The organism is Lactococcus termiticola (assembly GCF_003116835.1).
GTDB lineage: Bacteria > Bacillota > Bacilli > Lactobacillales > Streptococcaceae > Lactococcus > Lactococcus termiticola.
In genome coordinates, this window is record NZ_BFFO01000002.1 from 145,609 (window position 1) to 169,901 (window position 24,293).

Below are 24,293 nucleotides of genomic sequence, written 5' to 3' on the forward strand. Positions count from 1 at the left end.
GAGAATGTTAAAAAATGAATGGAAGGCGATTTTTAAGCACAAATTTTTACTGGTTGTGCTCATAGCACTGGCGATTGTGCCGGCCCTATACAACTGGATTTTCCTGAGTTCGATGTGGGACCCATATGGCAAGCTCGACCAGCTGCCCGTCGCTGTGGTCAATCAGGACAAGGCGACCAGCTTAAATGGCAAGAGGCTTTCGGTCGGCCAGCAGGTGACCGACGAGATGAAGAAGGACAAGAAGCTCGACTACCACTTTGTCAACAAGGCTGATGCCGATAAGGGCATCAAGGACGGCAAGTACTATCTGGTGGTTAATTTTCCAGAAAATTTCTCTAAGGATGCGGCCAGCCTGATGACGGGAAGTCCCGTAAGGCCTGTCTTAAATTATCAGACGGCTCAGGGGCATAATTACATTTCTGGAAAAATGTCTGACTCAGCCATGGCCAGCCTCAAGGATGAACTGTCGAAGAATATCAGCCAGGAATATAGCCGGGCCTTGATTTCTGGCATCAGCGAGCTGAAGTCTGGCATGAACAAGGCCAGCGATGGCTCTGCAGAGCTTCAGGATGCGACCGGGAAGGCCGAGTCAGGAAGCAATGAGCTGACTCAGAATCTCGGCAAGCTCTCTGATGCCAGCCTGAGCTTCTCAGACGGGACGCAAGAGCTCTCTGTCGGCCTGAGTCAATATCTTGATGCTACAAAGGCAGCTGACCAAGGAGCCAATCAATTGGCCTCTGCTAGCCAGCAGTATGTGTCAGGCGTCAATCAGTTGTCCCAGGGGACTGACCAGCTCAATAGCAAGTCTGCTGATATGAAAGCCGGCATTGGTCAGCTGACGGCTTCAGTTCCAGAAGTGGAGAAGCTCTCTGGAGCCACGAAGACACTCAAAGACGGCCTTGAAAAATTAAGTCAGGCGACCAGTCTCCCGGCCGAACAGGCCAAGCAGATTTCAGATTTGGAAACAGGCCTTGACCAGTTGAACCAGGCCATTCAAACGGGGGATGCCAGCCTCTCTGCCGACATTCAAAAGGAGATGACGAGTCTACAGACGGCTTTGACGGCTCTGCCGACAGAAGAAAGTCAAGCCATCATGGGGCTTCCAGACTTATCCGTCCAGCAAAAGACAGAGGTCTTGCAGGCCCTCCAGGCTTCTACTAAAACAAGCATGGACCAAGTCCAGACCAGCATGCAAGGCCTGGCTCAAGATTTGACCGCCCTGAATCAGGAACAAGAAGCCCTCAAAAAGGCTTCCAATCAGGCCCTCCCAGGAGCTCATCAAGCCATCGACCAGCTCAAGGGCGGACTCGACCAGACCCACGATGCCCTCAGCCAGCAAATCCTGCCCGGGGCCAGCCAAATCTCAGACGGGGCAGGCCAGCTCTCTAGTGGGCTTGCCAGAGGTTCTAGCCAGCTTAGCTCAGGCTTTGACCAGTACGCCTCAGCAGTCGGTCAAATCAATGACGGGGCTCAGACCCTCAAGAACAAGGGGGGCGAGCTCCAGTCAGGCAGTCAACAACTGGCGACAGGTCTTGACCAGCTGACCAACAAGTCAGGCGAACTCCAGTCAGGCTCTGACCAGCTCTCAACCGGAGCCCAGGGCTTTGTTACTGGAAGCCAGGCCCTCTTTAATGGTTCAGACAGCTTAAATAAAGGCCTGACCGCCATCAATTCAGGCGAAGGCAAGCTTCACGACTCGCTGGCAGATGCGAGCGATAAGCTCCAGGGTCAGGCCAGTGGTCAGGACAATGCTGATAAGATTACCAGCCCAGTGTCACTGAAACACGTTGATACCAGCCAATCAGAGGTCAATGGTGTTGGGATGGCTCCTTATATGATTGCGGTTGCCCTCTTTGTGGGTGCGATTTCGACCAATATCATGTTTGGTGCCAGCCTCTCTAAGAAGACCTGGAAGAGCGGGCGGGACCTACTTCTGGCCAAGCTTGGGACCAACGGTGTTGTCGCTGTCCTGCAGGCCCTGATTGTCACAGGAGCTGTTTACGTCCTGGGACTCCGGGCTTCACAAGGTTTTCTAGGTCTCTTTGGGGCGAATCTCTTGATCAGCTTTGCCTTCATGGCCATTGTGACCTTCCTGAACCTTTGGCTGGGCAAGGTCGGGGCCTTTGTTTCCCTAGTCCTCTTGATTATCCAGCTGGCGGCTTCTGCCGGGACCTATCCCATCCAGCTTTCAGCTAAGATTTTCCAAATTATTAATCCTTGGTTGCCGATGTCTTATGCGATCAAGCTACTCAGGCAGATGATCAGCCTCAATGGGACAGGTTGGGCCTATGCTGGTCTGATGATTGCTCTTGCTCTGGTCTTTACAGGTCTCATTGGCATTTGGGGAAGGAGCAAGCGACAGGCAATTTAGTTAAAAAGTCAGAAAGTGGACTGCTGATGCAGCTCCGCTTTTTCTTTCGTTCAAAAAACTGGCTTAAATCTTGTTTTTTTGCTAAAATTGGCCTATCAAATAAAAAATTGAGGCAGATTTATGGCAGATAAATATACTGAAGCAGAAGTAGAAGGCATCAAGAATAAGATTCTCTCAGCCCTTGAAGAAGTCATCGACCCTGAGCTTGGGATTGACATCATCAATCTGGGTCTGGTCTATGAAATTAGCTTTGAGGACTCCGGCCTGACTGAAATCAAAATGACGCTCACAACCATGGGCTGTCCCCTGGCTGACCTCTTGACTGACCAGATTCATGACGTCTTAAAAGAGGTCCCTGAAGTCACTGAAATCAAGGTAGAGCTGGTCTGGGCCCCTGTATGGACACCGGACAAGATGAGCCGTTATGCCCGGATTGCCTTAGGCATCCGCTAAAATAGTCCTAAAGACTGAGCAGCTAGCCTGCTTTTTTTGTTAAAATAAAATTATGAGCAAACGCTTAAAAATTATCATTTTGATTGAGATTCTCATTCTCATCGCCCTCTTCTTTCATGTGGCCAGTAGTCCTAGACTTTTGGTCTTGTTTGCCTTGGCCCTGATTTTTACCTTCTTGGCCAATCGGATGCGGTCGCCTTTTTTTCGGGCACTGAGCCTGATTTTCTGGGCGATTTCAAGCCTGGTCTTTATCACGGCAGGCTGGTTCTGGCTGGCCTTGATTTTCCCGATTGTCATGTTTCTTATTTTTTGGAAAAATAATCCAAGAGAGGTCCAGCAAAAGCCGGGTGCCTTCTACGAACGGCGTGCTGAGCCTGTCGGCAGTTCACAAGAGGGCAATGACGTGATTGATCTGGCCGAGGTCGACTTTAGACCTGAGGGCAATCGCCTTTCTATCCGCAAGGCTTCTGGCAATACGAAAATCATCGTGCCAGCTGATGTGGCAGTGGCACTCAAACTGACGACGGGCTCAGGCATTGTCAATATCTTTGGCGAGCACAGCATTAACCCCCGTGGCCTCCGCTATTTTTCAGAGCAGGCCGAGTCTTATGAGAAGCGGATGGCCATTGAAATCCTTGTTGAAGAAGGAAATATCGAGATTGTGAGAGGTTAAGAAAAATGAAAAAAACATCTATACCACTCACTTTTGCTGCGATATTTCTGACTATTTTAGTGGTCGATGGCCTGCTCTTTTCGCTGGTCTTGGACAACGGCCATCAGAGCATGATGCGAGAGCTGATGGGCAATTTTATAGGCGTCTGGATTTTTATTTCAGTAGCTGGCCTTTTGGCCCTGATTTTTACCTTTTTTAATTATTTTGAAAATATCAAAATTCGCCAGGAGGCTGAAGATGACCTGCAAAGATTGCTCAACAATCAAAAGCCGGAGAGTCCTGAGCTCATCAAGCTCTATGACCGGATCAATGAGATGTCGGCAGAGCTCCAAAAGCTCTCGACCGCTCAAGGTCTGGACAAGGCTGAAATCATCGAGACTGAGCGGAAGCGGATGAGCCGGGAGCTCCATGACTCGGTCAGCCAAGAGCTCTTTGCAGCGACCATGATTCTCTCAAGCGTGACCAGTGAAGAGACGGCTGTCAATCTCAGCCAGGACCAGGTCATGACCCAGTCCCGGCTGGTTCTGAAAATCCTCCATGAAGCTCAAAATGAAATGCGGGCCCTCCTCTTGCACCTGAGGCCGATCGAGCTGGAGGGCAAGTCGCTGATGACGGGCTTAAACGCCTTGATTGACGAGCTTCAGGCCAAGATTTCTGCCAATCTGTCTGTGAAAATCGGCGACATCAAGACGACCAGCAATATCGAGGACAATCTCTTCAGAATGGCCCAGGAAATCCTCTCCAACACGCTCAGGCATGCCAGGGCTGAAAACATCGATATCAGCCTCTACCAACGCTCAGGCAATATCTGGTTGAGGATTTCTGATGACGGGGTTGGCTTTGAGCTTTCTGACAGTGAAAAAACGGCCAGCTATGGCCTAGCAAATATCAAAGAACGGGCCCTCCTTCTCGGCGGCGAAGCCAAGGTCGACAGTAGAATTGGCCAGGGAACGATCGTAGAGATTAGAATTCCAGTTTTGGAAACAAAGGAAGAAGACAATGGATAAGATAAAATTATTAATCGTGGATGATCACCAGATGGTCAGGCTGGGCCTGTCAAGCTTTATGAGCATCCAGCCAGATATAGAGGTCGTCGGCGAGGCCGCTGACGGTGAGTCAGGCTATCTTAAAAATGAGACACTGAAACCTGACGTGATTCTCATGGACCTGGTCATGGACCGGTTGGATGGGATTGAGGCGACCAAGAAGATTCTGGCCCAGCATCCTGAGCAGAAGATTTTGATTTTGACTTCATTTATCGATGATGAAAAAGTTTTTCCAGCATTGGAAGCAGGGGCAAAAGGCTATATCCTCAAGACCTCTCAGGCCTCAGAGATTGCGACAGCCATTCGCAAGGTGGCGTCTGGAGAAGAAATCCTTTCTGAGGCGGTCAAGCAGAAGATTTATGAGAGCAAACACAGAAAGCACGAGCTCTATGATGACCTCTCTAAGCGGGAGCTAGAAGTCCTTCAGGTCCTCGCGACCGGCCTGTCCAATCAGGAAATCGCTGACCAGCTCTTTATCAGCCTGAAGACCGTGAAGACCCACGTTTCTAATATTTTCACAAAACTTAGTGTCAATGACCGGACCCAGGCGACCATTTATGCCATCGAGCACAAGCTGGTCAACAAATAGCGGACTTTTGTGCTATAATAATTGGTATAGAACAATCTTGAAAAGGAGAAAATTTTGACGGAAGCATTATTTTTAGATTCAGTATTGCAGGAGAAAATCTGGGGGGGCGACCATCTCAAGGAATTCGGCTATGATTTGCCGACGGACAAGGTCGGAGAATACTGGGCGATTTCAGCCCATCCGCATGGTGTATCTACCATAAAAAATGGGGCCTTTGCTGGAGAAAAGCTAGACAGTCTTTATGCGAATCATCCAGAACTCTTTGGCAATCCTGAATCTGATGTCTTTCCGCTTTTGACCAAGATTCTCGATGCCAATGACTGGCTCTCTGTACAGGTCCATCCTGACGATGCCTACGGCATGGCCCATGAGGGCGAGCTGGGCAAGACCGAGTGCTGGTATATCATATCGGCTGAGCCTGGTGCTGAGATTATTTACGGCCATAATGCCAAGTCAAGAGAAGAGCTCCAGAGCATGATTGACGATAAGGACTGGGAGCATCTTCTCCGCAAGGTCCATGTCAAGGCCGGCGATTTCTTCTATGTGCCAAGTGGCACCATGCATGCGATTGGGGCGGGCATCATGGTCCTTGAGACCCAGCAGAGCTCTGACACGACCTACCGGGTTTACGACTTTGACCGCAAGGATGCTAAGGGTAATCTCAGAGAGCTCCATCTGGACAAGTCGGTCGATGTCCTGACGATTCCGGGCGACCAGTTGCCTGAAAATAAGGTCCAGCTTGAGCAACATGAGGGGGCGGTGCTTACGACCCTCGTCAAATCAGACTTTTTCGATGTCTACAAGTGGGAAATCAAAGGAAGTCAGAACTTTAAGAAGACGGCGAATTACACGCTGGTTTCAGTCTTGGACGGCCAGGGGCAGATTTCCATTTCTGGAAAACTCCAGTCTCTAAAGAAGGGTGACCATTTCATTATTCCAGCGACCGTTGAGAATTGGGCGATTTCTGGGGATTTGGAAATGATTGCCAGCAATCCAGCATAAAAATAAAGCAAGAGGTTATCAATATGAGACCTCTTTTTTTGCTATTTTTTGCCTGTACAATATTTCCTGGATTTACTATAATGAGGGCGTGAAGGAGAATAGGAGAAAAGACACGGGAGGACGGGGTTTTGAAGCATAAATTGTCGGAAGCAGAGAACTATTGCTGGAATCATATTCAGGACCATCTGACGAAGATTCCCAATGCCAGCATTTCATCGCTGGCTAAAGAGGCCCACGTCAGTGTCTCGACGGTCAATCGGACCCTCAAGAAGATGGGCTATGATGGCTATTCTGACTTCAAGCAGACCGTGCGGAACACCAAGGACGAACGTCGCAATAACGGTTTTTCTAAAGAGGTTAACCAGGCCATCCGTAAGAATGAAATCGAGATTACCCGGACCATCAACCAGCTCTCTGCCGATGACATCGAGGCCGCGGTAAAACTGATTGACAAGCATGAGCGAATCCTGATTTTCTCAGCAGGCCTCAGTAGCAATGTCGCTCGGGAGATGCGGGAGAAACTCCAGCTTTTTGGCAAGATGTCGGCCATTCACGATGATGTCGACTATATGAAATACTTTGCCGGCTGTGTGAATCGGGATTTTTTGATTGTGGTCATTTCTTTGAGTGGGGAAACGCCGGAGATTCTCAGGGCCATGCGGATCGCCCAGGGGCGTGGGGCCAAGGTCCTGGCCCTGGTCGGGGCAAGGCCTAGCAGTATCGGGAGTCTGGCCGATATTAGCATCAATGCCTATAATTCTTCGCTGAAAAATATAAATTTTGGCCTGGATGTAGGGAGCAGGCTATGCCTTCAGGTGGTGAACCGGATTTTGCTGGATACTTATGCCTTGTATAAGGATTTGGCACCGATAAGAGATTAGCTGGGCGGGAGCCCTTATTTTTTTGTAAAAATTTCCTGCCTCATCGCCTAGGCTTTGGAAATTTTTTCTTTTTTTATGGCTTATACTGGGCTTAGAGAAGTGAGAGGAGGAGATGGCGAGATGACTTATTATATCAAGGCGGACAAGTTTTTTTATCCTAGTCAGACGAAGATGGGCGGTTTTCTCGAGGTCAATGAGGGCAAGTTTGGGAGGCATTTGGAAGCAGTGCCTGAGGCTGCGTCGGTCGAGGATTTGACGGGTTATTGGATTGCTCCAGGCCTGGTCGACACGCATGTCCATGGCTTTGAAAATCGGGACGTCATGGATGCCAGTCCGAAAGTCCTGGAGACGATGAGTCAGGGCCTGTTGAAGCAGGGCGTGACCTCCTGGCTGCCGACAGCACTGACGGCCGACCACGCTTTGCTTAGCCGTGTCTGCGAAAGCATTCAACAGGTCATGGGAAATCAGTCTGGAGCAAAAATCCGAGGCCTCTTCTTTGAAGGGCCATATTTTACAGCAACTCATAAAGGGGCCCAGAATCCGGCCTATATGACGGACCCAGACCTTGAAGAATTTAGGCGATGGAACGAGGCCTGCCAGGGCATGATTCGTAAAATTGCCCTGGCTCCAGAACGCCCGGGAGCTGAAGCTTTTATCCGGGCCCTAAATGAGCAGGGGATTGCTGTTGCCATCGGCCATTCTGATGCGAGCCTGAAGCAGGCACTGGACGCGATTGATGCTGGGGCCAGCATCTTTGTTCATGGCTTTAACGGCATGTCTGCCTTTGGCCACCGGGAGCCTGGCATGGTGGGGGCGATGCTGAGCACGGCAAATACTTATGCGGAGCTGATTTGTGACGGCCATCATGTCCATCCGAGGGCAGCGAAAATTCTGCTTCAGGCCAAGGGGGCTGAGCGGACCATCTTGATTACCGATGCCATGCGGGCAGCTGGGATGCCTGACGGCGATTATCTCTTAGGTGAATTTACAGTTGGCGTTAAGGCAGGAGTGGCCAGGCTCAAAGAAGGCGGGAGTCTTGCCGGCTCTATTCTGCTCTTAAAGGATGCCCTCAAAAATATTGTCGACTGGGGGATTGCGACTGCTGAAGAAGCTGTCATGATGGCGACGCTGACGCCAGCCAAGTCTGTCGGCATTGAAGACTGCTGTGGGCAGATTAAAGAGGGGCATAGGGCTGATTTTATTGTTTTAGATAAGGAGATGAATCTCCAGGAGGTCTACCTAGAGGGCGAAAAAGTCGGATAAATGAGAAGGGAGAAGGAAAATGATGAGAGCACTGATTACTGGCCATGCTGAGTTTGCCCAGGGAATGAAGTCGGCCCTAGAGTTGATTGCAGGACCACAAGAAGAGATAAGAGCCCTGCCTTTTGATGAAAGCACAGGGCTTGAAGCCTATCATCAAGCGATTTGTGATTTTTGTGATGAGGATGAAGACGAGGAAGCGGTCATCTTTACGGACATGATAGGGGGAACGCCTTTTAATCAGGCCATGATTGCCAAGGAGGGCAGGCAGAGACTGCATATTATCACGGGAACCAACCTGCCCATGCTCATGGAGTTCATTGCCCAGGGCATGATTCAGGAAAGCTGTCCAGACTGCCTTGAAATCCCGATTGAGACGGCCAAAGAAGGCATCACGCTTGATTTGGAGCTCTTTCTCAGACTGGAAGAAGAAGGAGGAGGCATCTGATGGACGGTCATGTCATCTTGAACAGCTCGCTGGTCTTCATTGGCTTTATTCTCGTTGGGGGCCTGATTTATAGTCTGATGTCCAGCCTTGAGTTGAGACGTCGCAGAAAGCGGTTGGCTGAGCTTCATCAGAGGCTTTCGGTCGGCTGTGAGGTCATGTTTAGTGCTGGCTTGACGGGGGTCATCCATGAGCTTGATGAAGAATTTTGTCAGATTAGACTGGCCGACCAGGTCCTCGTCAAGGTCTCCCGTTATGCGATTACTGCGATTTTATAACTAAAGTAGACAAATTTATTTTTATAGAAAGGTCTTATTTTATGCCCAATATCTTACTTACCCGGATTGACAACCGCCTGATTCACGGCCAGGTGGCAACACAATGGAACAGCTATGTTGGCTCAAATCTTCTGCTCGTCGCCAACGACGATGTGGCCCAAAAGCCGCAACGGCAGGCCCTGATGGATATGGCGGCCCCGACGGGCGTGGCCACCCGATATTTCAGCATCCAAAAGACCATCGAGGTCATCAATAAGGCGGCCGACCGCCAGCTGATTTTTATCATCTGCGAAAATCCGCAAGATGTCCTGAGGTTGGTCGAAGGTGGCGTGCCAATCAAGAAGGTCAACATTGGGAACATGCACATGGCTGAGGGCAAACGCCAGGTAGCGATGGTCATCGCTGTTGACGATGATGATGTCGCAACTTTTAAGAAGCTCCTGGACCTCGGCGTAGAGCTAGAAATACAGCGGGTGCCGACGACGCCAGTAGAGCCACTCGACAAGCTCTTTAATTAGTCGGACAATCAAAATAAAAAGGAGAATACAGATGCATGCTTCATTTTTGCAAATTATCTTGATTTTTGCCTTTACCTTTGTGGTGGCCATCGATCAATTTAGTTTCCTGCAATCCCTCTATCAGCCGATTGTGACGGGTCTCGTCATCGGTCTGATCTTGGGAGACGTTCAAACTGGTCTCGTCGTAGGCGGGACCTATCAGCTGATGACCATCGGTAACATGCCGGTCGGTGGAGCCCAGCCTCCAAATGCCGTCATTGGGGGAATCATGGCAGCGGTCCTAGCCATCAGCCTTCATCTGGAGCCTGCGGCGGCCGTTGCAACAGCGATTCCATTTTCATTGCTAGGCCAATATGGCGTGACCCTGATCTTTACCATCATGTCGCCAATGATGGGTCTGGCTGACCGCTATGCAGAAGAAGGCAATACCTCAGGCATTACCAAAATAAACTGGCTGGCCATGTGCGCGCTGGGGGCGATTTTTGGGATTGTCGTGACCCTCTTCTTTATCGGAGGTCAGGCCTTTGGGGATGCCGTGGTCAAGGCGATTCCAGTCTGGCTGATGGGCGGTCTCGGTGCGGCTGGCACCATGATGCGTTATGTCGGTTTTGCGATTCTAATCAAGGTCATGGTCTCTAAAGAGCTCTGGGGCTTTTACTTCCTTGGCTTTGTCTTGGCGGTCATTGTGACAGGTGTGGCAGCCCTCAAGAGCCCTGCCCTGCTCTTGCTGGCCGTGGTTGGCTTTGCCCTGGCCTTCTGGGACTTCCAGATTCATGGCAAAATGAAGACAGCAGCAACGACGGAAGGAGACTACGAAGATGGCATATAAGATTCCAGAACACTATCAAGACCTGACCCCAGCCCCTCAGCTGGACAAGAAGACCCTCAACAAGATGGTCTGGCGGTCTGTCTACTTGCAGGCTTCCTTTAACTATGAACGCATGCAGGCTGGAGGCTGGCTCTATTCTATACTGCCTGGCCTCAAAAAAATCCATACCAATAAAGACGACCTGTCAGCCTCTATGGCCCACAACCTTGAGTTTTTCAATACCCATCCCTTCTTGGTCAACTTTGTGATGGGGATTGTCCTCTCTCTTGAGCAGAATAAGGCGGACATTCCGACCATCCGGGCTGTCCGTGTGGCAGCCATGGGACCGCTTGGCGGGATTGGTGACGCCCTCTTCTGGTTTACGCTGGTGCCGATTACGGCGGGGATTACGGCTAATATGGCCATTGCCGGCAATATCGCGGCCCCCTTCCTATTTCTGATTATCTTTAATCTGGTCCAGTTTGCCCTGCGTTATTTCCTCATGCACTGGTCGTATAAGAAGGGGACGGAGGCCATCAGTATCATGACGGCTTCTGCCAAGGAATTTACCCGGGCGGCGTCTATCTTAGGGATATTTGTTGTTGGTGCCCTGACCTCAGCCATGGGGGCGACCAAGGTTGCCATCGTTATTCCAAACGGTAAGGCGAAGATTGATATTCAGGCCATATTAGACGGGATTCTCCCTTCAATGTTGCCATTGGCTCTGACCATGCTCCTGTTTTACCTGATGCAAAAGCATAAATGGACACCGATTCGCTGTATTGTCCTTTTGCTGGTCATTGGGATTGTCGGTTCAGGTCTTGGCCTCTGGCCTTCGATTTGGCCGAAGTAGGGGAGACAGCTGGAGGAGGCTTCAGCTGTTTTTTCATAGAAAAAGACTCGGAAAAATTTTCAGGTCAAAGCAGTTGTTTTTGAAATTTTTTCCCTGAAAATTCAACTTATAATCAAGCCATAAATAAAATGAATGAAATGAGGAATATTGATGTTTGAATTAGCAGAAGAAGAGCTGAAGGCAGTCGGAGCAATCCATACTGTAAAAGAAACGCTGAACCAGCCTGACCTCTGGCGGGAGGTCTGGGCTGGCTACATCGAGCAACGAGAGGAAATTGAAGGCTTTCTCGCCGGCCTAATTAGCCAGCACGGCCGGCTCCGAGTCATCTTTACCGGGGCGGGGAGCTCGCAATATGTAGGCGACATCCTGGTCAAGAGTCTGACAGAGCTGGGCGACACCGAGCATTTTAGCTTTGAGTCGATTGGGACGACCGACATCGTCTCGGCTCCCAAGGCGACCCTGGTGGCCGATCGGCCGACCCTGCTTGTCTCCTTTGCTCGGAGCGGGAATTCTCCTGAGTCGGTGGCTACGGTCGATCTGGTCGAGCAAGTCGTCAAAGACAGCTACCATCTGGTCTTGACCTGTGCCAGTGAAGGCCAGCTGGCCAAAAAAGGCCATGAGTTGGAGAAGGGCATGACCTGCCTGCTTCCGCCAAGCTCAAACGACCAAGGCTTTGCTATGACTGGCTCTTGTAGCTCGATGACCTTGCTTGCGACCCTGATTTTTTCTCAAGAAAAGCTGGGAGAAAAAGAGGAGGCGGTCAATATTCTGGCAAGCCTTGCTGAAGATATTTTCAGGCGGGAAGATGAAATCACAGCCTGCATTAGCAGGGAGACAGAACGGCTGGTCTACCTGGGCTCGAGTAGTCTCGCTGGATTTGTCAGAGAGGCCAGTCTCAAGGTTCTTGAGCTGACCGCTGGGCAAATTGCGACCGTTTTTGATAGCTCGATGGGCTTCCGTCATGGGCCAAAGTCCTTTATCAATGACAAGACGGCTGTCTTTATCTTTATGGACAACCAGGCCTACACCAGAAAATATGACATGGACCTCTATCATGAAGTCAAAAAAGACGGGATTGCAGAGCGAGTCCTCGCCATCGGTCAGGGCCTCTCTGAAGACTTTAGCTATAAGACGGCTCCAGAGCTCAAGTCGGCCTACCTGGTCTTTCCGGCCTTTGTCTTTGCCCATGTCATCGCCCTCAAGGCCTCTCTTCTGGTCGGCAATACGCCGGACACACCCTCACACAGCGGGACGGTCAACCGGGTGGTGAAGGGGGTTAAGATTTATCCATATAAGGAATGAAGGAGGTGCTAAGCATGACCATACTGACAGTAACCCTAAACCCCGCCATTGACATCGCCTATCAGCTCGATCATCTGGCCCTGGGCAGCATGAACCGGGTCTCAAAGCTCAGCAAGACGGCGGGTGGCAAGGGCCTCAATGTAAGTCGGGTCCTGGATGAGCTGGGGGCGGACGTGATTGCTACAGGCTTTGCTGACCGGAGGCTCGGAACGGAGCTCATCCGGGAGCTGGAAGGCGGAGGCATCAGCTGTCGTTTTACCAGAATCATTGGCAGGACAAGGAATTGCATTGCTATCTTACACGCAGGCATGCAGACGGAGATTTTAGAAAAAGGCCCGACTATCCTCAAAGAAGAGAAAGAGGCTTTTCTCCAGGCCTTTGAGAAGTCATTAGGCGATGTTGAAGCAATCACGATGTCAGGATCTTTGCCTGCTGGCCTAGATCCCGACTTCTATAGCCAACTGGTCAAGCTTGCGAGTCAGCGAAATAAGCCTGTTCTGGTCGATATTTCAGGCCTGGCCCTTGAAGCACTGGTCAATGCAGAGATCAAGCCGACTCTCATCAAGCCCAATATCGAAGAGTTTTCCATGTTGCTCGGCCTAGAAATCGGCCTGGAAAATGTCAAAGAGGCCCTCAATGAACCCTTGTTTGACGGTATTGACTGGATTGTCATCTCGCTGGGCAAGGCGGGGACGATTGCCAGGGTCAAGGGCGAGCTCTACCGGGTCAGGATTCCTGAGATTGCTGTCATCAATCCGGTCGGCTCAGGTGATGCCTCGGTGGCAGGCCTGGCCTTTGGTATGACGATAGGAGCCAGCATAGAAGACTGCCTCAAGCTTGCCAATGTCTGTGGTATGCTCAATGCCCAGGAGGCTCAAACGGGTCATATCAACATGGAGCATTTTCCAGAGCTCTTTGAGCAAATTAAGGTAGAAAAAATATAAGGAGGAGAGATGACACTAGTAAAGAGTAAGGAAATGATAGATCTAGCATTCAAAGAGGGCTATGCCATCGGTGCTTTTAATGCAGAAAATATGGAGATGGTCGAGGCCATCGTCGAAGCAGCAGAAGAGCTCAGGGCTCCAGTCATTGTGCAGACGACCTCAGGCACGCTCAATACCACCCCGCCAGAGATGTTTTATGAGATGGTCTCTGCTTCGGCCGGCAAGGCTACTGTGCCTGTCGTCCTCCATCTGGACCACGGAGACGGATTTGAGCGGGTCGCCCGCTGTTTGCGGGCCGGCTATACTTCAGTCATGATTGACGCCTCCAAAAAGCCTTTTGATGAGAATGTCGCGACAAGTCAAGAAGTCGTCAAGATGGCCCATGCCATGGGGATTCCTGTCGAAGCAGAACTCGGCATTGTCGGTGGTAAAGAAGACGGCAATGAAGCCGAGGGCCTGGCCTATACCGACCCTGAAGAGGCTCAGGTTTTTGCCGACCTGACGGGCGTGGACTTTCTGGCTATCGGCATCGGCAATGTCCACGGCTTCTATAAGGCGGAGCCCCATCTGGCCTTTGATGTCCTCCAGGCCGTGCGTGAAAAGACGGGCGGGTTGCCCCTGGTCCTTCACGGGACCTCAGGTATTCCAGATGAAGACGTGGCCAAGGCTGTTAGGCTAGGTATTGCCAAGGTCAACTATGCCACCGAGCTCCGGGCGACCTTTACAGAAGCTGTCAAGGCCTATCTGGCAGAGGATAGCCAAGTCATTGATCCCAAGAAATATAACAGCCAGGCCAAGAGGGCTGTTAAGGCCTTGGTCAAGCAGAAAATCCAGATGCTCGGTTCAGCAGGAAAGGCCGACTAATCCCTAAAAAAGAAGCCAATATCAGGCTTCCTTTTCACCTCCTTTTGGTATAATAGAATATAATGAGCGTTTTCTAAGAAAAGGAGCAAAATATGAGACTTCAAGCCATCAGAGAGAGACTCGAGCAAGAGGGGCTAGACGCCATTATCATCACAGATATGAAGAATATCTTTTATCTGACCGGCTTTTCAGGAACGGCCGGGACGGTCTTTATCACTGACAAAGAGCAGTTTCTGATTACTGATGACCGCTATTTTGAGATGGCCAAGAGCCTTGTCGTTGGCGTTGATGTCATCAATAGCCGAAATGCGATTGGCTATATCTCTGAGCACCTGGCGCTAGGCCTTGAGCGGATTGCCTTTGAGGACACGGTCGACTATGCCTTCTACAAGAGCCTGAGCCAGGCCTTTGAGGCGGAGCTCTTAGCCAGGACAGACTTTCTTATGGAGCTCCGGCAGATTAAGTCTGAAGATGAAATCAGAAAGATGAGAAAGGCGGCGGACATTGCAGATAGGGCCTTTACTGATGTCCTCAACTTTATCAAGGCCGGCAAGACCGAGATAGAAGTTGCCAACTTTTTAGATTTTAAGATGCGGGAATATGGAGCCTCTGGCCTGAGCTTTGATACGATTGTGGCCTCTGGCAAGCGTTCTAGCCTGCCCCATGGCCTGGCGACCGATAAAATAATACAGGTTGGCGACCCGATTACCATCGACTTTGGCTGTTATTATGAGCACTATGCCAGCGACATGACCCGGACGGTCTTTCTAGGACAGGCTGAGCCTAAGATGGCAGAGATTTATCATCTGGTCAAGGCGGCAAATGAGGCTTTGATCGCTAAGGCCAGGGCCGGCATGAAATTGTCTGACTATGATGCGATTCCCCGTCAAGTCATCGATCAGGGCGGCTATGCTAACTATTTTACGCATGGCATTGGTCACGGCCTAGGGCTGGATGTCCACGAGATTCCCTATTTTAGCAAGACAGCTAAAGGAGAAATCAAGGCGGGAATGGTCCTGACCGATGAGCCGGGCATCTATATCCCTGACTTTGGTGGGGTCCGAATTGAAGACGACCTGCTGATTACGGAGAATGGCTGTGAGGTCCTGACGAGCTCGAGCAAGGCCCTCACGATTATTTGATTTTCTCGCTTGAAAATGCTAAAATGAACAAGTTAATAGCGGTCTTCCGCCTTAAAATTATGTAAACATTAGGAGAATTAAAAATGGTAGCAGCACACGACCTCAAAGCCGGCATGACTTTCTTGAACGGCGATAAATTGCTTCGCGTTATGGAAGCCAGCCACCACAAACCAGGTAAGGGAAATACCATCATGCGTATGAAATTGAAGGATGTCCGTTCAGGTTCAACCTTCGATGATACCTACCGTCCTGAAGATAAATTTGAACAGGCAGTCATCGAGACAGTTTCTGCTCAATACCTCTACCAGATGGATGATACAGCCTTCTTCATGAACAACGAGACTTATGACCAATACGAAATCCCAGTTTCACAAGTCAAAGATGAATTGCTCTATGTCCTTGAAAATACTGACGTGAAGATTCAATTCTTCGGCACAGAAGTCATCGGCCTTCAACTGCCAACAACGGTTGTCCTTGAAGTCACTGAAACACAACCTTCTATCAAGGGGGCGACTGTGACAGGCTCAGGTAAGCCAGCGACTATGGAAACAGGCCTTGTGGTCAACGTTCCTGACTTCGTTGAAGTCGGCACCAAGCTTGAAATCAACACTCAAACTGGAGAATACCTCAAGCGTGCATAATCCCAATAAACAAGAGGAAAAGCTATGACAGAAAATACAATACAAGAAGAATTAGGCGAAATCGTCATTGCACCTGAAGTTCTTGAAGTCATCGTCGGCATCACAGCTGCAAAGATTGAAGGGGTTCATACCCTCCGCAACAAGCGATTCTCTGACAGCTTGGGAAAAAAATCTGAAGGGCGTGGTGTCTACATCAGCTCTGACGAAAACGACAAGGTCACCGTCGACATCTATGTCTACCTGACCTACGGTGTGAGCGTGCCTAAGGTTGCCCTCAACATTCAAAAAGAAGTGAAAGAAGCAGTCTCACAAGCCACAGACGTCCAAATCGATGAGGTCAATATCCACGTCGTCGGTGTCGTGACAGAAAAAGCTGAAAAGCCAAGCTTGGACGAGCTGTTTGACGAGGGTTTCTTTAATGCCTAAGCTGAGCCAACATGAAATCAGACAAAAAGTGCTTCAAGCACTTTTTAATCTTGAACTCATTGACAACATCCAAAAGGAAATCGACAAGGAAGCCAAGGCCAAGCGAGAATCTGCTGAAAAGCTCCAGTTAAAGCTGGATAAGAAGCAACACTTCGCCAAGGAAGATGACTTTACCGCCCAGATCGAAATCAAAGACCTGACCCGTGAAGTCAACAGCATCAAGCTCCAGGCGGATGAGGCCGAGCGCTTTAAGATTGAAGCCAAGCCTGGAGCCGTCGAGCAATTTGTCTTTAGCTATCAGGAAGAGCTTTCTGATGAAGATGAAATCGTTGAGCTCCCTGCCTTCTTTACAGAGCTCCTTGAGGGGGTCGAAGCCTATCAAGAAGAGCTGGACGCCAAGATTGAGCAGTACCTGGCAAAAGGCTGGTCGCTTGAGCGATTGACCAATGTCGAACGCTGTGTCCTGCGTATCGGGGCTTATGAAATGCTGAAGACTGACATTTCTAAGAAAATCGCCCTTGATGAAGCCATCGAGCTTGCCAAGGATTTCTCGGATGAGACTTCAGGGAAGTTTGTGAATGGATTGTTGAAAAACCTCATTTGAGGTTTTTTTATTTGGGTGCCTTGCAGGCGACTATGCCCCTTCGGGTTGGTGATGTTTCAAATAATGGGTGCTCGGGGAGCTAGCTTCGACTATTTCTAAGTGTCTCTTAGTCTCCCTACGGGAGCCGTCGAACCACTAAGAAATAGTACTTGCGGATCTCCCCTGTGCGGAAGACTAAGTAGCAAAGCTACTTGTCTTCCCATTATTAGAAAATCCCCTTTGTTTTTGAGCTCCGCTCCCGGCTTCGCCGGACTGCTTTGCAGGTTTGGCAGAGCCAAACGGCCGAAGGCCTAGCTCCAGGGGATTTTCTAGTAGTGGGATTACCGACAGCTCTGCTGTCGTGTAATCCGCGGTGCGAAAATCCGCAAGTAGTGTTGCTTTGCCATGCGACGGCTCGCGTGAGCGAGACTAAGCAGGGCTTAGCAACACTCGAAGCTAGTTCCGCGAGCACCCACTACTAGAAACATCCCCAACCCGAAGGGAATCCACCTGCAAGGTACTAAAGCCTAAAATTATGCTATAATTATCATTATGTATTTAAAAAGAACAGCAATTTCATTAGACGAGGCAAAAGCCTTTATAGCCGAGGCTGAGCTCAAGCCTCGGGTCATTACAAAGCGGGTCCGTGAGGCTCATGGCTTTGTCATTGCAGAAGATATGCGGGCAACCTTCCCGATTCCCTATTTCCGGCGGTCTGGCTATGATGGCTACGGGATTTTGTCTGAGGATGACCATGATTTTCCCAAGTCTTTTGAAATGGTGGAAAATGTGGCAGCGGGCGATGACTTCAAGAAGAGTCTGAAGCCAGGCCAGTGTATCCGTATCATGACAGGGGCCAAGGTACCTGACGATGTGGCCAAGGTCATCATGCTTGAGGTCACAAAAAAGACCGAGGACGGCCGGGTCCTCATCAGTGAAAGTCCTGCAAAATCTAATATTTCTGAAATCGGAGAGGAAATCGATAAGGATGAACTCTACCTGCCAAAAGGCACGAGCCTTAACGCAGGGGCCATCAGCGTCCTAGTCGCCTTTGGGGTCGAAGAAATCCAGGTCTATGACAAGCCAAAAGTCGCTGTCGTCGCCACTGGCTCTGAGCTTGCCGATTCAGCCGGTCAAAATGACGGCAAGATCTACAACTCCAATGGCCCTCTCCTCCAAGGCCTGGCCATGGAAAATGGTGCTATCGCCACTGGAGAATACGTCCTGCCTGACCAGCTCGATGAGACGCGTGCCATGCTGGACAAACTCAGCCGGGAAAATGACCTGGTCATCACGACCGGTGGTGTTTCTGTCGGCGACTTTGACTATATGGCAGTCATCGCCCAGGAAAATGACTGGAAATTCAATAAACTGGCCATGCGGCCAGGCAGTCCGACGACCTTCTTCATCATGAATGAAAGCCCTGTCGTCGCCCTCTCTGGCAATCCTTCAGCCTGTTTTACCGGCTTTTGGTTCTTTGCTGAGCCCTTGATCCGCCGTTTCCAAGGACAAAAGACAGCCATCAAACCAGGCAAGGCCAAGGTTCAGATGGCCTATACAAAGAAAAACGAATTTGACCGCTGGCTCAATGGCGTGCTCAAAGACGGCCAGGTCAGCCTCAACGGTCAGGGCCAATCTAGCGAGCTCTCTAGCCTCTACCAGGCCAACTGTTTCTTTAAGATTGCCCATGACAGCGTTGCTGAAGTTGGCCAAGAAGTGATTGTCTGGCAACTCCCAGGAAGATAAGATAGTAAAAATGACAGAAGAATTAACCCATATCAACGCCCAAGGCCGGGCCAAGCAGGTCGATGTCTCTGATAAGGCCGTCACAAAGCGGATTGCCAGAGCAAGAGCCAGCGTCATCATGCAGGAGGAGACCCTCCGCCGGATCAAATCAGGCGGTATGAAGAAGGGCGATGTCCTCGCTGTGGCGCAGACTGCTGGCATCATGGCAGCCAAGAAGACCAGCGAGCTGATACCCATGTGCCACCTCCTGCTCTTGACGGGCGTTGACATTCACTTTGAAGACAATGACAGAGACCAGATTATCATCACAGCGACCGTCAAGGTTACCGGCCAGACCGGCGTTGAGATGGAGGCCCTGACCGCAGTTCAAATCACGGCCCTGACCATCTATGATATGTGTAAGGCCATTGACAAGAGCATGCGAATCACAGACTGCTACCTCCTTGAAAAAGAAGGCGGTAAGAGCGGCCACTTTGTTTATGAGGAAGAAAAATAATGGCATTGATTAAACTTTATCATGGTCCCCTGCCGATGGCCGAGCTCTATCAGGCACTTAAAGGGCCGAAATTTGGCGGGACCGGCATCTTTATCGGCACAGTACGTGAGTGGACAGGCGACGAGCACACTGAGTCTATCGCCTACACGGCCTACGAGGAAATGGCGATTAAAGAGCTTGAAAAATTAGCTGAAGCTGTAGAAGCCAAGGGTAGCCGGGTGGTAATTGCCCACAGACTGGGCGAGGCCAAGGTCGAAGAAGAGGTCGTTTTTGTCGGCGTGGCATCTGTCCACCGCTACGAAGCCCTGACGGCTTGCCATCAGCTGATTGACGACCTGAAAAAGAGCGTTCCAATCTGGAAAAAAGAAATCGACGGGGAGGAAGAACGATGGGGGAAATAATCCTCTTTGGCGAGCTCGGTGAGTTTCTGGGCAATCGCATCCAAATTGAACTCCCTGAAAGCTTTGACAAGCAGGACATTCTGGAGCTCCTGACCAAGGGCTATCCCAACCAGGCCCAGGACATCGCAAAATGCAATGTCGCCGTCAACCAGACCTATATTTACGACGAGCAAATCAAGCGGGAAGATGCCCGTGAGATTGCGATTATTCCGCCGGTTTCTGGTGGTTAAATGCGATTGAAGTGAGCATTTAATCGGCGAATAAAACTTTGCGGAGCAAAGTATCAACAGTTAGAGCTCAACGAAACATTTACATAATAATTTACACAAACTCTGAGTAATAGGCGGACCTAGAGAGCCGTCCAAAAGGAGAAAAATGACACTCATCGACAAATTTGGTCGCAAGCACGACTACCTGAGACTTTCTATCACTGATAAATGTAGCCTCCGCTGTGTTTACTGCATGCCTGAAGAAGGCCTGGAATTTTTCCCAGACGACAAGGTCCTCTCTGGCGAAGAAATAATCCAGCTGGTGGAGAATTTTGCTAAGCTGGGCATTGAGAAGGTCCGTATCACAGGCGGTGAGCCCCTCATGCGACACGATATTTTAGACATTATCCGGGGGATTAACGCGATTCCAGGCATCAAAGACATCGCTCTGACCACCAACGGCCTGGCTCTGAAACGCATGGCTGGCGACCTCTATGAGGCAGGAGTCAAGCGGATTAACATCAGCCTAGATACATTTAAGCCTGAGAAATACCGGGAAATCACTCGGGGGGGCAATATCCGTCAGGTCATTGCAGGCCTTGAGGTGGCGAGCCAGTTTCCTTTTGAACTCAAGATGAACTGTGTCGTCATTGCCGGGCAAAATGCTGATGAGGTCGTAGACTTCCTCCAGTATTCTATTGAGCATCCGGTCAATGTCCGCTTCATCGAGTTCATGCCCATTGGCCACAATTCTGATCGTGACCAGAAGCTCTGGCAGGACAACTACAAGGGGATTGAATCGGTCTTTGATATTTGTCAGGAAAAGGGCTGGGAATACGAGCCTATCGGCATTCCTGGGAATGGCCCCTCTGAAAACTTTCAGATTAAGGGGGGGCAGGGCTCTTTCGGCCTGATTCATCCGGTCTCCTGCCAGTTCTGTGAGAGCTGTAATCGCCTGCGGGTCACGGCTGACGGTGCTCTCAAGTCTTGTCTTTATTGGGACGATGAGGATAATGTCCGTGAGGTTTTGAACGACTTTGAAGCCTTCGAGGCCCTGATTCAAAAGAGCCTCAACGGTAAGCCTGAAAACCATGAGATGGCCCTGGCTGAAAATGAGAAAAACGAATTTCAAAAACCAACCTGGCGACACATGAGTCAGATTGGCGGATAGACAATAAAAGGGCTCGTCACGAGCTTCTTTTTATAAAAGGGAAAATGACAGAACAATCTAATAAAAGGCGGACGGCCAGACAGGCCTGGAGTCCGACAAGAGAAAAGCTGATTGGGATTTCCATCGCCTCCGTGCTGCTTGGAGCTTTTTCTTGGCTTTATTTCTGGTCGCATTTTTTTGCCTTGGTATCTGCAGTTCTAGGCCTGGGAATGGGTCTGGCCGGCTTGATAATCAACCGTCGAAATAAGAATGCCCTGGCCTTGATGGGGACTGTCTTTTCGAGTCTGGGGCTTATCCTCGCCCTTGTTTTGATGTTCCTGCCAAGCTCAAGCCCGAAGACTGTCAAGCAACAGGCTAAGCATGTCCAAACAGACAGCAGTAGCCGTCTCCTCCCCAAACAAGCTGCTGGCGACAATCTCGGCCCAGGCTACGGCTCTGCCTTTAGCTGGACTATCAACGACTTTTTACAGCTTAAAATCGGCAATGAAGAAGGCAAGGACGGCGAAGAGCTGACCAGCCTGGTCGCCAAATACGGCCAGGTCCAGTCCAGCAGTGACACGCAAAATGGCAATGAACTGCCCTTAAAGTACCTCAGCTACTCTGAAGATGTCGATGATACCCGCCGTCAAAGACGGGTCGACCTAGAGTTTATCCAGCAAGGAGACGCTAGCTACCGCTTGAGAAAGGCGACCGCCTACCATCTGGGCAAGGCAGACAACGAGATTACAGGCCTTGAGAATCCCTTCAGCCAGCTCAATTACCAGCAACTGAAGGCAGGCGATTTTGACACAGGGGATTCTGGCTCTACGATGAAGGACTGTTTTGCACTTTTTGGCTACCCGAAGAGCATTGAAATCAGCCATTTTAGGAATCCTAATGCCAAAGGCAAGCGGGTCCAGGGCTATGAGGCAAAAGTTATTTATGAGGACCTCCAGGTCCCCATCAACCGGGTAGAGCTTGATTTTGAGCAGCTTGCTGGCGGGAAGTTTTTACTGGCTAAGAAAGAAGTGTTTAAGGAATAGGAGCCAGCTAGACTTAGCCGGCTTTTTTTGCTGCATCCATGCTATAATAGAACTATGAAAAAAGACATCAGACTCTTGGCCCTGGACCTCGACGGGACCTTGCTCAATAACAAAAAAGAAATCTCGGAGCTCAACAGACAGGCCATTCAATCCGCCCGTAAAAATGGTGTCCACGTCGTCCTCACGACAGGCCGTCCCCTGCTCGGCATTCAGCCCTATTTGGATGTCCTGAAAACCCGCAGTGCAGATGAGTTTTCAATTACCTACAATGGTGGCCTGATTCAGCGAAATGACGGGAGTATCCTCTCTAAAAAGACGCTTAACCTCACAGAAGCCCTGGACATCAAGGCACTGACCGACGAGCTGGGCATCCCCTGCGACATCCTTAGTGAAGAAGAGGTCTTTGAGACCGATAGCCCTCGCCCTTCCCTCTACCATACCATCAATACCTACATGCATTTCCAAAAACGGAATTTGGACGAGATGACAGAGGAGACGGTCATCAACAAGATTGTGGCCTCGACCGACCAGGAGGTCCTCGACGAGAAGATTCCAGAGATTCCAGCGATATATAAGGAAAAATTGGAAATCTTTAAGACTCAGGCCAAGATTTTAGAGTTCATGCCACAAGGCGTGAACAAGGCCTATGGCCTGGCTGAGCTCTGTAAGACACTGGGTCTGACCGCTGAGCAGGTCGCAGCCTGTGGCGATGAGGAAAATGACCTGTCGATGATTGGCTGGGCCGGCACTGGCGTGGCTATGAAAAATGCCTCAGATGAGGTCAAGGCGTCTGCTGACGTCATTCTTGACAAGACAAACGATGAAGACGGCATTGCCCAGTTCATCGAGGATTATATTTTGTAAAAAGGAGAGTCTATGGGACTTTTTGACCGCCTCTTTGGGGGCAATAAGGAAGAAAAACAAGTAGAAGAAGTCGTAGAAGCTGTTGAAGTCGTGAGCGAAGCGACCTCTGAATCGCAGTCAGAGCGCATGATGGCATCAAGCTCTGCGTCTGAAAGTCAGTCAGAGACTCGCTCAGAGACTCAGATGGCCTCTCAGTCAGCCGTCTACTCGATGACTGCCTCAGAATCTATCGCAGCAAGGCTTTCGGAAATGCAGGGGTCAGCCAAGGCTGAGCCTAAGCTTGCTGAGCCAGTTTCAGTAGTGGAAACACCAGCCCCTGAGCCTGAGCAGACCATCGAAGCCAAGTACGAAGCTTCATTGAAAAAGACCAGAAGCAGCTTTGGCGAGCGATTTAACGCCTTTTTGGCCAATTTCCGCTCGGTCGATGAAGATTTCTTTGAAGACCTCGAAGAGACCCTCATCATGTCTGACGTGGGCGTAGAGCTCGCCATGGCGATCACAGAAGAGCTCAGAGGTGAGGCGAGACTGGCCAAGGCCAAGAGCCAGGATGCCCTGCGGGCCTTGATTGTAGAAAAAATTGTCGATAAATTTGACGAAGAACAGCTCCCCTCAGAGCTCAATCTGCAAGAGGGCCTGAGCATCTTCCTTTTTGTCGGTGTCAACGGGGTCGGCAAGACCACGACCATCGGCAAGCTCGCCAGTCGCTATAAAAAAGAGGGCAAGAAGGTCCTCCTTGCGGCTGCCGACACCTTCCGGGCAGGTGCCATTGACCAGCTGGTCGAATGGGGCAATCGCTCGGCAGCCGAAGTCGTGACCAAGCCAGCCGGCTCTGACCCGGCCTCTGTCGTCTTTGATGCCGTCCAAAAGGCCAAGGCAGAAGGCTATGACGTCCTCCTGGTCGACACAGCAGGCCGTCTGCAGAACAAGGACAACCTGATGAAAGAGCTTGAAAAAATCGGTAAGATCATCAAGCGGGAAGTGCCTGAGGCTCCACATGATACCATCCTCGCCCTTGATGCCACCACCGGCCAAAACGCCATCCAGCAGGCCAAGGAGTTCTCAGCCGTGACCCCAATCACAGGGATTGCCCTGACCAAGCTTGATGGCTCTGCCAAGGGGGGGATTGTCCTGTCTATCGTCCAGAGCCTGAAGATTCCGGTCAAGCTGGTCGGACTTGGCGAGAAGATTGAGGACTTGACGGACTTTGATGAAGAGTACTTTGTTAAGGGCTTGTTCAAAGAATTACTTTGATGAAAAAAGTGCTAGTCTAACGGAAGAAAAGGGATTTATCAGCTGTGGTATAAG

Annotated in this window: 28 protein-coding genes; all 28 read left to right on the forward strand. The window is 50.3% G+C overall.

The genetic code is table 11. The features are described from left to right. The first annotated feature begins 4 nt into the window (after positions 1–4). The 28 genes from NtB2_RS02110 to ftsY all read left to right on the forward strand — a co-directional run bounded on the left by NtB2_RS02110 (position 5) and on the right by ftsY (position 24,239). Positions 5–2,371, forward strand: coding sequence for a YhgE/Pip domain-containing protein (locus NtB2_RS02110; protein ID WP_165814938.1), 2,367 nt, complete (start codon positions 5–7; stop codon positions 2,369–2,371). Positions 2,372–2,491: 120 nt separating this feature from the next. Then, the gene (locus tag NtB2_RS02115; RefSeq protein ID WP_109245297.1) at positions 2,492–2,824 is read left to right on the forward strand and encodes a metal-sulfur cluster assembly factor; all 333 of its coding nucleotides are present in this window, start codon (positions 2,492–2,494) and stop codon (positions 2,822–2,824) included. A gap of 52 nt (positions 2,825–2,876) precedes the next feature. Next, positions 2,877–3,497, forward strand: a complete 621-nt coding sequence (locus NtB2_RS02120; RefSeq protein ID WP_109245298.1) for a LiaF domain-containing protein — start codon at positions 2,877–2,879, stop codon at positions 3,495–3,497. 5 nt (positions 3,498–3,502) lie between these two features. After that, entirely contained in the window at positions 3,503–4,504 is a 1,002-nt protein-coding gene (locus NtB2_RS02125; protein ID WP_109245299.1) for a sensor histidine kinase, read from the forward strand. After that, positions 4,497–5,132, forward strand: a complete 636-nt coding sequence (locus tag NtB2_RS02130) for a response regulator transcription factor (RefSeq protein WP_109245300.1) — start codon at positions 4,497–4,499, stop codon at positions 5,130–5,132. The genes NtB2_RS02125 and NtB2_RS02130 overlap by 8 nt, the downstream gene beginning before the upstream one ends. 54 nt (positions 5,133–5,186) lie before the next feature. Then, positions 5,187–6,134 carry a mannose-6-phosphate isomerase, class I gene (gene manA, locus NtB2_RS02135; RefSeq protein ID WP_109245301.1) on the forward strand — a complete coding sequence of 316 codons (948 nt, stop codon included), beginning with the start codon at positions 5,187–5,189 and terminating at the stop codon, positions 6,132–6,134. Positions 6,135–6,262: 128 nt separating this feature from the next. Then, the gene (locus tag NtB2_RS02140; protein ID WP_174683332.1) at positions 6,263–7,015 is read left to right on the forward strand and encodes a MurR/RpiR family transcriptional regulator; all 753 of its coding nucleotides are present in this window, start codon (positions 6,263–6,265) and stop codon (positions 7,013–7,015) included. A 120-nt stretch (positions 7,016–7,135) separates the two neighbouring features. After that, positions 7,136–8,278 (forward strand): N-acetylglucosamine-6-phosphate deacetylase, encoded by a 1,143-nt coding sequence (nagA, locus tag NtB2_RS02145; RefSeq protein WP_109245303.1) that lies wholly within the window; start codon positions 7,136–7,138, stop codon positions 8,276–8,278. Positions 8,279–8,297: 19 nt separating this feature from the next. Further along, positions 8,298–8,723, forward strand: a complete 426-nt coding sequence (locus NtB2_RS02150; RefSeq protein ID WP_225867035.1) for a PTS sugar transporter subunit IIA — start codon at positions 8,298–8,300, stop codon at positions 8,721–8,723. Continuing rightward, positions 8,723–8,998 (forward strand): preprotein translocase subunit YajC, encoded by a 276-nt coding sequence (locus tag NtB2_RS02155; RefSeq protein WP_109245305.1) that lies wholly within the window; start codon positions 8,723–8,725, stop codon positions 8,996–8,998. The genes NtB2_RS02150 and NtB2_RS02155 overlap by 1 nt, the downstream gene beginning before the upstream one ends. Before the next feature lie 41 nt (positions 8,999–9,039). After that, entirely contained in the window at positions 9,040–9,516 is a 477-nt protein-coding gene (gene agaV / locus NtB2_RS02160; RefSeq protein ID WP_109245306.1) for a PTS N-acetylgalactosamine transporter subunit IIB, read from the forward strand. Positions 9,517–9,547: 31 nt separating this feature from the next. Beyond that, on the forward strand, positions 9,548–10,345 hold the full coding sequence (locus NtB2_RS02165) for a PTS mannose/fructose/sorbose/N-acetylgalactosamine transporter subunit IIC (RefSeq protein WP_109245307.1): 798 nt from the start codon (positions 9,548–9,550) through the stop codon (positions 10,343–10,345). Beyond that, positions 10,335–11,177 (forward strand): PTS system mannose/fructose/sorbose family transporter subunit IID, encoded by an 843-nt coding sequence (locus NtB2_RS02170; protein ID WP_109245308.1) that lies wholly within the window; start codon positions 10,335–10,337, stop codon positions 11,175–11,177. Before NtB2_RS02165 ends, NtB2_RS02170 begins: the two co-directional genes overlap by 11 nt. Positions 11,178–11,327: 150 nt before the next feature. After that, positions 11,328–12,479: an AgaS family sugar isomerase gene (locus tag NtB2_RS02175; protein WP_109245309.1), complete on the forward strand. Its 1,152-nt coding sequence runs from the start codon at positions 11,328–11,330 to the stop codon at positions 12,477–12,479. Positions 12,480–12,493: 14 nt separating this feature from the next. Next, positions 12,494–13,423: a hexose kinase gene (locus tag NtB2_RS02180; protein WP_109245310.1), complete on the forward strand. Its 930-nt coding sequence runs from the start codon at positions 12,494–12,496 to the stop codon at positions 13,421–13,423. Between the two features lie 9 nt (positions 13,424–13,432). Beyond that, positions 13,433–14,287, forward strand: coding sequence for a class II fructose-1,6-bisphosphate aldolase (gene fba, locus NtB2_RS02185; RefSeq protein ID WP_109245311.1), 855 nt, complete (start codon positions 13,433–13,435; stop codon positions 14,285–14,287). Positions 14,288–14,379: 92 nt separating this feature from the next. Then, positions 14,380–15,429, forward strand: a complete 1,050-nt coding sequence (locus tag NtB2_RS02190; RefSeq protein ID WP_109245312.1) for a M24 family metallopeptidase — start codon at positions 14,380–14,382, stop codon at positions 15,427–15,429. 83 nt (positions 15,430–15,512) lie between these two features. Further along, positions 15,513–16,070: an elongation factor P gene (efp, locus tag NtB2_RS02195; protein WP_109245313.1), complete on the forward strand. Its 558-nt coding sequence runs from the start codon at positions 15,513–15,515 to the stop codon at positions 16,068–16,070. A gap of 24 nt (positions 16,071–16,094) precedes the next feature. Beyond that, positions 16,095–16,496, forward strand: a complete 402-nt coding sequence (locus NtB2_RS02200; RefSeq protein ID WP_109245314.1) for an Asp23/Gls24 family envelope stress response protein — start codon at positions 16,095–16,097, stop codon at positions 16,494–16,496. Then, on the forward strand, positions 16,489–17,100 hold the full coding sequence (gene nusB / locus NtB2_RS02205) for a transcription antitermination factor NusB (RefSeq protein WP_109245315.1): 612 nt from the start codon (positions 16,489–16,491) through the stop codon (positions 17,098–17,100). The genes NtB2_RS02200 and nusB overlap by 8 nt, the downstream gene beginning before the upstream one ends. A 531-nt stretch (positions 17,101–17,631) precedes the next feature. Beyond that, complete coding sequence (locus tag NtB2_RS02210; RefSeq protein WP_109245316.1) at positions 17,632–18,825, forward strand: molybdopterin molybdotransferase MoeA; 1,194 nt, start codon at positions 17,632–17,634, stop codon at positions 18,823–18,825. A 10-nt stretch (positions 18,826–18,835) separates the two neighbouring features. Next, the gene (gene moaC / locus NtB2_RS02215; protein ID WP_109245317.1) at positions 18,836–19,321 is read left to right on the forward strand and encodes a cyclic pyranopterin monophosphate synthase MoaC; all 486 of its coding nucleotides are present in this window, start codon (positions 18,836–18,838) and stop codon (positions 19,319–19,321) included. Beyond that, positions 19,321–19,722, forward strand: coding sequence for a molybdopterin synthase catalytic subunit (locus NtB2_RS02220; RefSeq protein ID WP_109245318.1), 402 nt, complete (start codon positions 19,321–19,323; stop codon positions 19,720–19,722). The genes moaC and NtB2_RS02220 overlap by 1 nt, the downstream gene beginning before the upstream one ends. After that, the gene (locus NtB2_RS02225) at positions 19,710–19,952 is read left to right on the forward strand and encodes a MoaD/ThiS family protein (protein ID WP_109245319.1); all 243 of its coding nucleotides are present in this window, start codon (positions 19,710–19,712) and stop codon (positions 19,950–19,952) included. Before NtB2_RS02220 ends, NtB2_RS02225 begins: the two co-directional genes overlap by 13 nt. A 145-nt stretch (positions 19,953–20,097) precedes the next feature. Further along, entirely contained in the window at positions 20,098–21,102 is a 1,005-nt protein-coding gene (gene moaA / locus NtB2_RS02230) for a GTP 3',8-cyclase MoaA (protein WP_109245320.1), read from the forward strand. A 44-nt stretch (positions 21,103–21,146) separates the two neighbouring features. Next, positions 21,147–22,124, forward strand: coding sequence for a hypothetical protein (locus NtB2_RS02235; protein WP_109245321.1), 978 nt, complete (start codon positions 21,147–21,149; stop codon positions 22,122–22,124). Between the two features lie 54 nt (positions 22,125–22,178). Then, positions 22,179–22,988, forward strand: a complete 810-nt coding sequence (locus tag NtB2_RS02240) for a Cof-type HAD-IIB family hydrolase (RefSeq protein WP_109245322.1) — start codon at positions 22,179–22,181, stop codon at positions 22,986–22,988. Between the two features lie 12 nt (positions 22,989–23,000). Beyond that, positions 23,001–24,239: a signal recognition particle-docking protein FtsY gene (ftsY, locus tag NtB2_RS02245; protein WP_109245323.1), complete on the forward strand. Its 1,239-nt coding sequence runs from the start codon at positions 23,001–23,003 to the stop codon at positions 24,237–24,239. Positions 24,240–24,293 lie beyond the last annotated feature (54 nt).